A 12,447-nucleotide genomic window follows, 5' to 3' on the forward strand; every position below is an offset into this window, starting at 1 on the left:
CATAATAGACATCCTCAATCGACGTGGAACACGACCTGGGTGCCGGCGGCGGCGCCGGTGGCGAGGTCGAGGCCGAGGCGGGGGAAGAGCTGCGGGCAGAGGGCGTCGATCTGGCGCGACCAGCAGCCGCAGGCGGCGCCGGAGGCCTGGCTGCAGAAGCGCAGGTCGAGGCCGTCGTAGAGGCTGCGCCAGTCGGCGACGATGGTGCTCGAGTCGGGGTCGAAGCCGTCGAGGGCGACGTCGAACTGGTTGGGGCGCTGGCAGTTGCCGATGCAACCGTCGGCGCCGAGGTCGATGCCGACGCCGGTGAACACGGGGTCGGCGGCGGAGAAGGGCTCCTGCTTGGCCCAGGCGGTGAAGAAGAGGTGGGCGCCGGTGATGGCGGAGCGCAGGGTGGGTTCGTCGAGGGGTGGAGGCAAGCTGGCGGGGTCGGCGAGGTCGAGCTCGGGAGGGACGCCGACGCGGAAGCGGAGACCGACGTAGTCGGCGTGTTTGCTGCGGTCGGCCTCGGAGAGGACGCCGCGGACGGTCTTGTTGAGGGCAGGGGTGCCGCGGCGGCACTCGCCGCTGGCGTCCTCGAAGTCGAGGAGGGCGACGCCGCGGGCCTGGAACTGGCCGTCGTCGAGCAGCTCGAGGGGGTGCTCCTCGCCGTCGGCGGTGACGAGGCGGACCGCGTGGATGAACAGGCGGAAGTCCTGCGGTTCGACGTTGGCGGTCGCCTCCGGGTAGACCTCGTTGCAGCTGAAATAGGAGCTGCCGACGGTGGGGCGGAAGAACAGCTCGATGGTGCCGTCGTCGGTGTCGCGGCCGGTACAGGCCGCGAGGAGGGCGAGGGACAGGAGGCAGACGCGCATCGCGTCAGTCTAGCCGGGGCGGCCGAAGACGGAGCGGGTGGCGGAGGCCGACGTCCGTCGGCGGACCGATGGTTTCCGCCGTTCCGGCCGCAGAGCGGCCGTGTGGCTCAGGCACAGGGGGCGCCGCCGATGGCGGCCTCGCACAGCGACTCGTCGCCGGCCGCCTGCTCGCAGTGGTAGAGCCGGCACTCCAGCGAATTGCCGGACATCGCCGGCATGCCGACGGTCGGCAGCATGTCAGCAGCGGCTTTGCAGTTGATCTCCGACATCGGGTGCTCCTCGCCCCAGGTGCCGTGATACTGGTCGTGGCAATTGACGAGCATGCACTCACAATAGTCGGCGGCCGGCGAGCTCCCCTCGGTGGTGGCGCCGGTCGAGGTCGGCTCGTGCTCGGTGGTGTGCTCGTGGTCGGTGTCGTGGTCGGTGGTTTGCTCGTGTCCGGTGGCGGTCGAGTCGGTGCCGGTCGAGGTGTCGTGCGCGTGGCCGGTCGAGGTGTCGTGCGAATCGTGGTCAGTGCCGGAATGGGTGGTGCCGCAGGCGGCCAAACCGAGGAGGAGGGGCGCGAAGATCGTCTTCATGGCAAGAGCGCGTGGTCGCGGTACGCAGGCCCAGGGCGAGCGGACCGGCGGGTCACTGTAGCCGAGAGGGCGCGAGGGCCAGCCTGCGGCCGGGTGTCGCAGGTGCGCCGTGGGGCTCGCAGGCGACGGGTGAGGCCACGAGCGCGGGCGAATTCGTGACGCACGCCGCGAGGGCCGTAAGGTGCGCCCCCATGCATCGTCGCGCCTTCGCCTCGGCCCGTCTCTCGGTCCGCCAGCGCGAGCGAGGTCGGCGGCAGGGTGCCGGGCGCGACCGCGGCGACGGGCGACGACGACGGCGACGAAGAGAGGGACCGACGACGATGCTCGACGCGATCGGGCTGCCGGAGCTGCGGCGCTCGACGTCGGGTGCATCTTCACCGCCTGCTCGGGCCTCGGCGGCGCCAGCATCCGCGATTACGACACCGACCCCCGCGACGACGACACCGGGTGGTCGAGGATCCACGCCGGCCACGATCAGCCCCGCGACGGGAGCAGGTTCAGGGCTCTCCTTCGATTAGAGAAGTTGTTCTTGCGCTTCCACGTCGGCGGCGAGGTGAGTGTCGACGAATGACCGAGGTCCGCACCAATGATGGGTGCGCGCAATTTGGCGCGTGCGCACGATGAGCGATCGCGGTCAACGTTAATCATGTCACGATCGTGTCATCGCGGGCGCGGCCTTCAGACATTCGCGTTGTCACCGCCGATCGGTCTCGACTCATCCGAGCTGTCTGTGTGAGTGGGTGAGAGTGCCGCTCCGGACGCGACGGCGGCGCGTCCGTGAGCCGTTCTAGGCGCGGGGTGCCACAATTTGTGCAGAAATTGCTGCGATGTTGAACCCTGCGCACCGGTGCAGGAAGCGGTCAGATCTGGGGCGGAGCAGCGTTCTGCGGCCGAGACTGCTGGCTCCAGGGGGCCGAATGGCGGTATCGGCGCCGATTTGAATGTGTACACCGCATCGATGAACTGGAGTAGCTTGCTTTCTTATGCACTCCCGTCATTTCCTCCTGGGCCTCCCTGCGTGTCTGGGCATCGCCTGTTCGAGCGGCGCGGGGACCGAACAATCCGGATTCAGCACCGTGACCTTCAGTACCGGCGGCTATACGTCGTCGGCGACGATGGGACTCACCGAGGCCGACACGGGCAGCAGCGGGTCGAGCAGCGGGGGGACCCATGTAGGCACCGACGGCGGGACCGCCGCGGAGCCGGCGCCGACCACGGGCGGCAGCTCGACGACGACCGGCAACCTGAGCGGGGCGTTCGAGACGCTGGACATGAGCACGAGCGGCGTGCCGACGACCACGAACGACGGGCCAGCGACGACCGACTCCGGGCCCGACGCGACCACCGGCACGAGCAGCACGAGCGGCACGAGCGGCACGAGCGGCACGACGGGGGACGGCACGACGGGCGGACAGGGCAATCCGCCGCCCGCCAACGCGACCGACGAGAACCTGCTGGTGGCGCTGTTCGGCGACCAGGGCACCGGCAACAACACCAAGGCTGTATACGACCTGGTGCTGGCGGAGAAGGCCGACTTCGTCATCATCCTCGGCGACTTCGACTACGGCGACGACCCCGACGGGTGGGCGAGCGAGATGGAGAGCGTGCTCGGCGACAGCTTCCCGGTGTTCGCGGTGATCGGCAACCACGACGCCGACGCGTGGTCGGGCTACCAGGACAAGCTGAAGACCCGCCTGGCGAAGATCCCCGGCGCGAGCTGCGAGGGCGACCTCGGCGTGAAGTCGAACTGCACCTATCGCGGGCTCCACTTCGTGCTCTCGGGCCTCGGCACCAAGGGCTCCGACAGCGACCACGAGAAGCACCTCGCCCAGGTGCTGGCCGCCGACGACCACCTGTGGAGCCTCTGTACGTTCCACAAGAACCAGCGCGACCTGCAGGCCGGCGACAAGCCCGATGACCTGACGTGGGAGGCGCTGCAGTCGTGCCAGGACGACGGGTCGATCATCGCCATGGGCCACGAGCACTCGTACGCGCGCACGCGCACGCTCACCGACGTGGGTAACAAGGGTGCATCCCATGGTGCCACTGGGATGGCCGAGTTGTTGGAGGTGGGCCCGGGCCGCACGTTCTCGGTGGTGTCGGGCCTCGGGGGCAGGAGCATCCGCGACTGGGACTCCGGCCTCCACGACGGCCAGAGCTGGTGGGCTTCGGTCTACACCGACAACTACTGGCTCAAGAACGGGGTGGAGGAGAACAACTTCGAGGCCGAACACGGGGTCCTGTTCCTCCGCTTCTACGTCGACGGCGACCCCAACGCGGCCCACGGCTACTTCAAAAACGTGAAGGGCGACATCGTCGACGAATTCGACATCATTCACAAATAGCGGCCCGCAATCGCGACAGGCGATCAGCGCCAGGCGCTGACGAAGGCGTTGTCGCGGGCGAAGTCGTTGGCGACGGTGGTCGAGCGCCGGGCCGAGAGCGAGGCGAACGGGTTGGGGCACGGCGGCAGCAGCGGCTCGGCGCCGATCGCCCGCAACACCCGCGCCTCGCCGGCGGCCTCCCACCCGCGGTAGCTGGTGATCGCAAACGGGACGCCGGAGCCGCGCAGGTCGTGCATGGTCGGCTTCCACGAGGGATAGAGGAGGAGGCCGCAGTCGTAGCCGATGACGAGGTCGGGGCGCCCGAGCTCGGACCACTGGGCGCGCCGGTACAGCCCCGGCACCACGCGCACCGCCGGCCCGAGGTCGTCGGCCGCGAGCTCGGGGCCGATGAGCGTGAAGGCGAAGCGCCGCCCGGGAAACAGCCGCTCCAGCTCGAGCCACAGGCCCGGCGAGACGTCGCGCTCGCGCTGGGCCGCGGCGATCACGTGGATCGCGGTCGGTCGCGAGGTGTCCTTCAGGACATGGTCGGAGAGCAAGGTGAGGAGGTGGGCCAGAGTCAGCGGCCGCGTGGCGAGGTCGCTCAGGCACCTGCGCTCTGCCGGCGAGAGGTCGGGGCCGAGCCAGTCGTCCCACCCGGCAGGGACGGCCGGGCTGCGCCGCGCGCGGGCGAGGAGCGCGGCCTCGAGGCGCTCGCGCGGGCGCTCGCGGAGGTGGGCGAGGTCGTCGGCGATCGCTCGCAGGGCGGGGCAGACCGGGGCGTGCCAGCGGAGGTCGAGGCGGCGGTGGTCGTCGCCGCAGTAAGCGACGCCGTCGCAGCCGAGGCAGACGCGGGCGGGGCTGATGCCACACACGAGGCAGGTCGCGGTGGGCGAGGCCGGGGCGAGGCCCGCTGGTTCGGCGGTCGCGGGCGGGCGAGGCTCGAGCCGCGCCATCTTCTCGAGCTCGGCGCACTGGCTGGGGTAGTCGAGCAGCCGCGGCATCGCGGGCCAGTGTAGGGCGGCGAGCGACGGCGCGGTCAGCGAAGGCGAGACCGACGAGTGGACGCGGCGAGCGCAGCGCACGCGGGCAGGGAACGCGCTAAGATCTCGCAAGCCCCGTGCAGTCGTCGCTCGAGCCGCGCGCGCCCCGGTCCCGCCTCGCCGGGGCAGACGCGAGCGAGCGCGGCGCAGTGTTCACGCGGCCCGAGGTGGTCGAGGCGCTGCTCGACCTCGCGGGTTACACGGCCGATCGACCGCTGCAGCGCTGGTCGGTGCTCGAGCCGTCGTTCGGCGCGGGTGATTTTTTGCTGGCGATCGTCGAGCGGTTGCTGGCCGCATGTGAGGCCGCGGGGCTCGGGCCCGCGGACGCGCGAGGCCTCGGCGCGGCGATCCGCGGGGTCGAGGTGCACTGCGAGTCGTTCGCGCGGACGCGCGAGCGCGTGCAGGCCCGGCTGCGTGAGTGGGGCGCGAGCAGCGGCGACGCGGCCTGGCTGTGCGAGGCGTGGCTGATCGAGGGCGACTTCCTGCTCGCGCCGCTGGCGGGCCCGTTCGACGTGGTGGTCGGTAACCCGCCGTACGTGCGGCAAGAGCGGATCCCCGAGCCCCTGCTCGCAGAATATCGCCGGCGCTATCGTACCATCTACGACCGCGCCGACCTCTACGTGCCGTTCTTCGAGCGCGGCTTGCAGCTGCTCGGCGACGACGGTCGGCTGGCGTTCATCTGCGCCAACCGCTGGCTGAAGAACCGCTACGGGGGGCCGCTGCGCGGGCTCGTGGCCCGCGACTATCACCTGTCGCACTACATCGACATGGAGGGCACGGACGCGTTCCAGTCGGAGGTGTTCGCGTATCCGGCGATCACAGTGATCCGCCGCGGCGCGGGCGAACTGACGCGGATCGCCCGGCGGCCGCAGATCGCCGGCGAGCTGCCTGCGGTGGTGCAGGCGATGACGCGGGCGGGGCCGGTCGGCGATCCGCGCGTCGAGGAGGTGGCGCAGGCGGTCTGCGGCGAGGACCCGTGGCTGCTCGAGGGCTGCGAGCAGCTCCGCGTGCTCCGCCGCCTCGAGGGCGAGTTCGCGACGCTCGAGGAGGCCGGGTGCCGGGTGGGGATCGGGGTGGCGACCGGGGCCGATCGAGTGTTCATCGCCGACTTCGCGGGGCTGCCGGTGGAGCCGGCGCGCAAGCTGCCGCTGGTGATGGCGGCCGATCTGCGCGACGGGACGATCGCGTGGCGAGGGCGGGGGATCGTCAATCCGTTCGAGGTCGACGGGGCGCTGGCGGAGGCCCGGAGCTATCCGAAGTTCGCGGCGTACTTGCGCGAGCACCAGGGGGCGCTGCAGCGGCGCTACGTGGCGCGCCGCAACCCCGAGGGGTGGTACCGCACCATCGACCGCATCGACCCGGCGCTGACGCGCACGCCCAAGCTGCTGATCCCCGACATCAAGGGCGAGGCGACCGTGGCCTACGACGAGGGTCTCTATTATCCGCACCACAACCTCTACCACGTGACGTCGACGACGTGGGACCTGCGGGCGCTGGCGACGATCCTCCGCTCGTCGCTGGCGGTGCTGTTCGTGGCCAGCTACGGGGTCAAGATGGCCGGCGGTTTCTTGCGGTTCCAGGCGCAGTACCTGCGGCGGATCCGCGTGCCGCGCTGGGCCGACGTACCTGCGCAGGCGCGGGCGGCCTTGATCGCGGCCGCGCCCGACGACCCTGCCGCCATCGATCGCGCGACGTTCGCGGCCTACGGCCTGCGGCGCGCCGAGGCCGAGACGATCCGCAAGGCGGCGGCTGCCGCTCGCGTCGCTCGCAAAAATTCTTGAAACATCTACATGTCCCAAGGGACATGTGCACTCTTCCACGCATGTCCGTGAAGACATCATGAGAGAGGCGGCGATCACGGCTCGTCGGAGGTGCCGAGGCGCGCGGCGAGGCGGGCGACTTGCGGGACGCCGAGGCCGGTGGCGGGGTCGAAGCCGGGGCCGGCGCGGAAGCCGGGGAGGACCTGCCAGCGGCGGGTGTCGTCGGTGGTGAGCAGCGGCAGCTCGAGGTCGGTGTGGCCCTCGACGATGTCGCGCAGCAGCTCGGGGTGACGAACGCCGGCGGGGTAGAGGCGCGGCTGGAGCTGACCTACGCGGGTGAGGCCGTGGCGGCGCCGGCGTTGGTTGAGGCGGGCGACGATGCCGGCCCAGATCGGCGCAGCCACGCTGGTGCCGCCGACGTCGTCGCGGAACTCGCCGTCGAACAGGCAGGCGTAGGCGGTCGGCCGTTCGCCGACGTCCGGGCCCCAGGCCATCAGGGCGACGTCGGGCTGCACGCGGCCGCTCGCGGGCACGGGGGCGTCGGCCGGGCCGCGCGAGAATTCGCGGGGCAGGAGGTCGCGTTGATAGTCGGGCACGGGCACGTGCACGCTGACGCCGCCGCTGCCGGCCAGCGCGGGCAGACCGATGGCGGCGCGCAAAGCAGGCGAGACGGGGGCGCTCCAGGCGAGCTCGCGCCAGGGCTCGCGCGCGACCACGTGCGTGCCGCCGACGCTGAGGACGCGGGCCTCGCAGCCGGGGAAGGTGTCGCGCGGGACGAGGGCGTCGCAGGCGTCGCGCGCCGGGCCGCTGCTGGGGAAGCCATCATAGGCGCCCCAGTCGCCGCTGGCGGCCACGACGGTGACGCCGAGGACGGCCGCGAGATCGAGCAAGTCGGCGAAGCGTCGGCGGCCGTGGACCGCGTAGTACTGCCGCGCGGGGGCGCTCCAGCTGGTCACTGCAATGGTAGTCTCTCGGGACATGTCCGAGAGGACATTTTTTAAGAAGGTGCTCCAGGGGTCGGCGGCGACGGTCGGGTCGAGGAGGTAGACGACGATCCGGGCGCGTGGGGCGACGGCGGCCAGCCACTGCAGGCCCATGGTGGTCTCGAAGCGGAACCGCGGGTCGGTGGCGCAGGCGCCCAGCGGGGTGAGCTGGACCAGCTCGATCTGCGGCGCGGGCAGGCCGAAGGCGCGGGCGAAGCCGTGGACGTCGGCCGCGTCGGGCACACCTCCGAGGGCCATGACTGCGATCGTCTCGCCCCCGCCGTCGGTGTCGTCGTCGAAGTCGTAGCCGCGCGCGAGCTCGGCAGGGCGCAGCCCGGTCGCAGGCACGGGCGGAGGCGCGGCGCCCGGATCGGCGAGCACGCGCGGCGGCTCCGGCGGCCGCCACGGGCCGAGCTCGAGCGCGGCGATGCTCGCGGCGAATGACGGGGGGACGAGCGCACGCGCGGCGTCGTCGACGAGGCGCCGGCGCGCGAGCAGCTGCTCGGCATCATGTCCCAGGAGACATGTCAGTCGAGCGCGGTCGAGCTCGGCGATCCAGGTGAGGTCGGCGAGGCCGGTCGCGACGGCGGGGATGTTCGCGGCGGCGAACCATTGCCCGATCTGGGTGTGAAGCTCGGGCGGCCGGGCGATGCGCGCGGCGAGGGCGGAGCGATCGAGGTGGCGGCCGAATTGCGGATCGCCGGGCGAGGACACCGCGTCGGCGAGGTCGCGCAGATCGGCCGCAGGGGCCAGCTGCAGGCTCAGGCGCACGCGACGGCCTCGAGCGCGGGGGACACCGCCGCGGCCGCGCGCGGACCTTCGAGTCCAATAAATCCCTTCATCGCGGCGACGCGGACGATGGCGAGCACGGCCGCGCGCAGGACCGCGGGGTCGCGGGCGGGGAACAGCGCCCGGGCGCGCGCGAGCAGGTCGGCGACGTCGCTGCACTCGTGCATGGCCGCGACCACGGGGGCCAGGGCCGGATCGATGCGCGCAGGCGTGGCGGCCAGTCGGTGGCTCATCTGCGGGGTCTCGGTCACGAGGTCGTGGTACACCTCGAGGCGCCCGCTGAGGCCGCGCTCGAGGCCCGGCTCGGTGCGCAGGTCGAGGCGGAACGGGGCCACGAGCGAGTATGTCTCGTGAGACAGGTCCTCCGGGGCAGGTACGCCGGCGTCGCGGTAGATCGCCTCGAGGCCGTCGGCCGCGCCGGTGATGCCCTGGATCAGCGGGACCACCACCTCGGCGCCGGCGCCGAGCGCCCGCGGGACCGGGAAGAAGCCGGCGGTCGCCATCGTGAAGGCCTGCCGGTCCTCGAGCCGCAGGCGACCGGAGGCGTTGACCAGCTGCTGCGCGGTCCACCACCACGAGGGTGCCGCCTTGTTGTTGCCGTAAAAGTAGCGGGCGAGGGTCAGGAAGGCGCCGTACTCGCCGCGCAGGTAATCGGAGTAGGCGCGCCACAGGCTGGCGGCCGGCAGGTCGGGCCGCGCGCGCTGGGTCAGCCAGGTGTAGGCCGCGCGGTGACCTGTCTGAAGGGCCAGGGTGACGCCGGTGGAGAGGATCGGGTCGACGAACATCGCCGCGTCGCCCGCGGCCGCCCAGCCGTCGCCGACGGTCTCCCTGGCCCACGACGACCAGTCCTGGCAGGCGCCGACGCGCGCGTTCTTGGGGAGAATGTCGTCGCGCAGGGTGGCGTTCTGAATGAGACCGGCGACCTCGGGGCACGAGCGCAGCGACTTCCAGAAGAAGGTCTCGAGGTCGACGCCCGCCAGCTTGTCGGCGAAGTGATGCCGGTTGGTGACGACGCCCACGGTCATCAGGTCGCGGGCGAGCGGGAAGTACCAGATCCACCCGTGCTCGATGGCGGCGATGAAGACGGTCGAACGATCTTCGGAGCCGCTGAAGGTGACCTTCCACTCGGCCCCCTGGAGGTAGCCGTAGACGGCGAAGTTGTTGAGGTTCTCGTCGTAGACGCGCTCGCCCCTGGTGAGCAGGTGCGACAGGCCGGTGGCGTCGAGCACGAAGTCGGCGGTGATCGTGCCGCCGTGGCCGGCGTCGTCCTCCCAGTCGATCGTGTGCCGCGACGATTCGCCGACCCGGGCGGCGCCGAGGGCCCTGGTGCCCTCGCGGACGTCGGCGCCGAGGCGGCGGGCGTTGTCGAGCAGCAGCTTGTCGAAGCGCGAGCGCTCGACGTTGAAGGCCGAATAGGGGGTGCGCTGGGTCTGGCCGGGGCCGAGCAGCTTTTCGAAGTCCTGGCCGGTGACCTCGATGACCGAGGCGTCACCGCCGGCGCGGGAGATCGTCTTGAGCGTCAGGTAATCGGCGGTCCAGGGCTTGCGATCTCGACCCCAGATGAAGGTGACGCCCATCTTCTTGACGAAGTCGGAGGCGAGCATCGTCTGGTAGACGCCGAGGTCCTCGAGCACGCCGTTGGCGGCGGGGATCGTCGATTCGCCGATGTGCCAGCGCGGGAACCGGCATTTCTCCAACAGGACGATCTTGGCCCCGGGGGCGTACTTCTTGGCGATCGCGGCGAAGGTGCTGCCGGCGGGGCCGCCGCCCAGGACCACACAGTCTGCGTGCTCGACGGTCATGACGAATCCTCGGTGTCGGGGGAGCGACGAAGAACGGGCAAAAGAGGCGCCGCGGAGCCGGGTCGGCTCCGCGGCGGCCGGGCGGCTCAGAAGCCGAAGTTGATGTCGGTGAGGGGGACGCTGTCGAATTCGACGACCTGAAGCTCGTCGGCTCGGCCCTCGCGGACCTCGAAGGCGGCGTCCTGGGTGGTGGTCTCGGTGGTCTGGGTGGTCTCTTGCTTGTTCATGGCAGTCTCTCCAGCGGTGTTATTGTGATTTTTTACCGGTGATACGATTCGAGGAGCTCAGTGGACGCGGCAGGGGGCGAGCATCGCGGCGATGTCGGCGTCGCTCGGCGGGCCGGCGGGGTCGGGGGTGAAGCAGAGGACGGCGGTGTCGCGCGCGGCCTCGGCGATCCGCGCGCGCTCGCCGACGGTGAGGCGAGCGACGGCGAGGACGGTGTCGGCGACGTGATCGGCGTCGCTGCCGGCGGCGCTGTGGACCCGTAAGCACCGCGTGGCCCGCGTGCCCGGCGGGAGGACGGCCTCGACCGCGCGGATGTCGGGCTCGCGCACGGTCATCGCCAGACGCTCGACGGTGTAGGCGTAGCCGACGCAGCGGATCGGGTCGAAGGCGAGGACGCTGCGCTCGAAGTAGTCGACCATGCGGATCGCGGTGGCCGGACGCACGCGCGCGATGACTGCCACGGGGTCGTAGCCGAGGTCGCGCAGGTCCTTCAGCGCGAGCCGGTCGTGGTTGCTCTCCTCGCGCGCGCGCTGGCGGGCCCACCCCGCGAGGACGCTGCGACCCGCGGCCGCGAAGCGCTCGGCGGCGAGGCCGAGCAGCGTCGGGGTGGAGTGCGTGAGGTGATACAGGCCGGCGAGGCGCCAGGCCCAGCGCGTGGCGGTGAGCGGCGGGACGACCTCGGGCCGCGCGACCGCGAAGGCGGAGGCGACTGCGCGGTCGAGGAGGTTGCGGACGGCGGCGACTTCGCGGTCGGCTGCGGTCGTTGTCAGGGTCGCGTTGACCATCTCGATCGCGTAGTGATCGCAGTGGTCACTTCGATCGGGGCCGCGTCCACATTCCTGACGGACGGGCCCCGGCGGGGCGGGAGACGGGCTGCGCGCGCAGCGATCGACTCCGGTCTCGGGCCGGTCCCGATCGGCAGACGGGTGCCGCGAGTATGGTCAATAGGGCGTGTCTAAAGAGACATGTCGATCAGGACAGGGCGTCCTCGAGGCCGGCGACCATCCACGACAGCTGCTGGCGCTGCTCGTGACTCAGGGGGCCGCGGGCGGCGAGGGCGGCGAGGGCGTCGAGCTCGGCGATGGCGAGCGAGACGGCGGGGACGTGCGGGGCGAGGTGGCGGGCGAGGCTCCGCAGCGAGGCGATGGTGGCGATGTCGTCGCGCGCGTGGGTGTCGAACGGGGCAGGGGCCTCGGGCCGCTCGCGCAGCAGCTGGACGAGGCGGGCCAGGTAGTCGACGGTGGAGACGATCTTGTCGAAGTCGAGCCGATCGGGGGTGTCGGTCGGCTGGTGATAGTGCTCCCAGCGGCCGCAGCTGAGGAAGAGCACCGGGACGCCGGCCGCGCGGAAAGGTTGGTAGTCGCTGAGCGGCGGGATGACGTCGAGGTCGGCGCGGCGCGGGTAGATGCCGCCGGCGATCGCGGCGTCCTGGACGAGGTCGCCGGTGCCGGGGCTGAGCTCGGCGCCGAGGACGAACACGGAGTCGCGGACCTCGCTCGGACACCCGACGGGCCCGAGCGCGTGGCCGCACAGGTCCATGCACACCATCATGTCGATGCCGGCGAGCGGCGCGGTCGGATGGGCGACGTGATACATCGAACCCATGGTGCCGTGGAGGAAGTGCGGCGGCTCCTCGCCGTCGTAGGCGGCGAGGACGACGCGCCGCCCGGACCGCCCGCGCGCGAGGAGCTCGCGCCCGACCTCGACGAGGATCGCCACCGCGGCGGCGTTGTCGTCGGCGCCCCAAAAGACCGTGTCGTCGGAGAGCGAACCCAAATGATCGTAGTGCGCGGCGACGACGATCGTTCGCTCGCCGAGCGGCCCGCTCCCCGGCATCTCGGCCAGGACGTTGGCGCCGCAGTCAGGCACGGGCTGCAAGTACCCGTCCGTGCCGCCCGGCCTCGCTCCGATGGCGCGAAACTCGTCGACGATCCGCCTGCGCGCCGCCAAACCTCCGGGCGTGCCGGGCGCCCGGCCGGCGCACTCCGGCGAACAGAGGTAGCGAACGAGGTCTTCGATCCGCGCGCGTCTCTCCGAAGGGCGAGCTTGCATGCGGCCGATCGTAGCGGAAACCGGCGGCGCCCGGGCCGGG

10 protein-coding genes are annotated in these 12,447 nt (G+C 71.6%); 2 read left to right on the forward strand and 8 right to left on the reverse strand.

Going from position 1 to position 12,447, the window contains the following annotated elements:
* Positions 1-14: 14 nt before the first annotated feature.
* Together O0S08_RS49610 and O0S08_RS49615 are read right to left on the reverse strand one after the other, a co-directional pair.
* Entirely contained in the window at positions 15-854 is an 840-nt protein-coding gene (locus tag O0S08_RS49610; RefSeq protein ID WP_269036580.1) for an MbnP family copper-binding protein, read from the reverse strand.
* A gap of 107 nt (positions 855-961) precedes the next feature.
* Positions 962-1,432 carry a hypothetical protein gene (locus O0S08_RS49615; RefSeq protein WP_269036581.1) on the reverse strand — a complete coding sequence of 157 codons (471 nt, stop codon included), beginning with the start codon at positions 1,430-1,432 and terminating at the stop codon, positions 962-964.
* 1,076 nt (positions 1,433-2,508) lie between these two features.
* Between O0S08_RS49615 and O0S08_RS49620 the strand changes: the two genes are divergently transcribed.
* Positions 2,509-3,777, forward strand: coding sequence for a metallophosphoesterase (locus O0S08_RS49620; RefSeq protein ID WP_269036582.1), 1,269 nt, complete (start codon positions 2,509-2,511; stop codon positions 3,775-3,777).
* Positions 3,778-3,800: 23 nt separating this feature from the next.
* Here O0S08_RS49620 and O0S08_RS49625 read toward each other — a convergent pair whose 3' ends face one another.
* Positions 3,801-4,757: an MSS51 C-terminal domain-containing protein gene (locus O0S08_RS49625; RefSeq protein WP_269036583.1), complete on the reverse strand. Its 957-nt coding sequence runs from the start codon at positions 4,755-4,757 to the stop codon at positions 3,801-3,803.
* Positions 4,758-4,873: 116 nt separating this feature from the next.
* On the opposite strand from O0S08_RS49625, the gene O0S08_RS49630 reads away from it, so the two are divergent.
* On the forward strand, positions 4,874-6,577 hold the full coding sequence (locus tag O0S08_RS49630) for an Eco57I restriction-modification methylase domain-containing protein (protein ID WP_269036584.1): 1,704 nt from the start codon (positions 4,874-4,876) through the stop codon (positions 6,575-6,577).
* A 74-nt stretch (positions 6,578-6,651) separates the two neighbouring features.
* Here the strand turns inward: O0S08_RS49630 and O0S08_RS49635 are convergent, their stop codons facing one another.
* The 5 genes from O0S08_RS49635 to O0S08_RS49655 form a co-directional block, all read right to left on the reverse strand.
* Complete coding sequence (locus tag O0S08_RS49635; RefSeq protein WP_269036585.1) at positions 6,652-8,310, reverse strand: S53 family peptidase; 1,659 nt, start codon at positions 8,308-8,310, stop codon at positions 6,652-6,654.
* A complete protein-coding gene (locus O0S08_RS49640; protein WP_269036586.1) occupies positions 8,301-10,130 on the reverse strand; it encodes an NAD(P)/FAD-dependent oxidoreductase in 1,830 nt (609 codons plus the stop codon). The genes O0S08_RS49635 and O0S08_RS49640 overlap by 10 nt, the downstream gene beginning before the upstream one ends.
* An 86-nt stretch (positions 10,131-10,216) precedes the next feature.
* Positions 10,217-10,357, reverse strand: coding sequence for a hypothetical protein (locus tag O0S08_RS49645; protein ID WP_269036587.1), 141 nt, complete (start codon positions 10,355-10,357; stop codon positions 10,217-10,219).
* Between the two features lie 57 nt (positions 10,358-10,414).
* Positions 10,415-11,140, reverse strand: coding sequence for a hypothetical protein (locus O0S08_RS49650; protein WP_269036588.1), 726 nt, complete (start codon positions 11,138-11,140; stop codon positions 10,415-10,417).
* Between the two features lie 187 nt (positions 11,141-11,327).
* Positions 11,328-12,224 carry a M28 family metallopeptidase gene (locus tag O0S08_RS49655; protein WP_269036589.1) on the reverse strand — a complete coding sequence of 299 codons (897 nt, stop codon included), beginning with the start codon at positions 12,222-12,224 and terminating at the stop codon, positions 11,328-11,330.
* Positions 12,225-12,447: the final 223 nt, after the last annotated feature.

The organism is Nannocystis punicea (assembly GCF_026965555.1).
In the GTDB taxonomy this organism is placed as follows: Bacteria; Myxococcota_A; Polyangia; order Nannocystales; family Nannocystaceae; genus Nannocystis; species Nannocystis punicea.

Coding starts and splice junctions, on each gene's coding strand:
- O0S08_RS49610 (WP_269036580.1), bottom strand. CDS start 854: ATGCGCGTCTGCCTCCTGTCCCTCGCCCTCCTCGCGGCCTGTACCGGC.
- O0S08_RS49615 (WP_269036581.1), bottom strand. CDS start 1,432: ATGAAGACGATCTTCGCGCCCCTCCTCCTCGGTTTGGCCGCCTGCGGC.
- O0S08_RS49625 (WP_269036583.1), bottom strand. CDS start 4,757: ATGCCGCGGCTGCTCGACTACCCCAGCCAGTGCGCCGAGCTCGAGAAG.
- O0S08_RS49640 (WP_269036586.1), bottom strand. CDS start 10,130: ATGACCGTCGAGCACGCAGACTGTGTGGTCCTGGGCGGCGGCCCCGCC.
- O0S08_RS49645 (WP_269036587.1), bottom strand. CDS start 10,357: ATGAACAAGCAAGAGACCACCCAGACCACCGAGACCACCACCCAGGAC.
- O0S08_RS49650 (WP_269036588.1), bottom strand. CDS start 11,140: ATGGTCAACGCGACCCTGACAACGACCGCAGCCGACCGCGAAGTCGCC.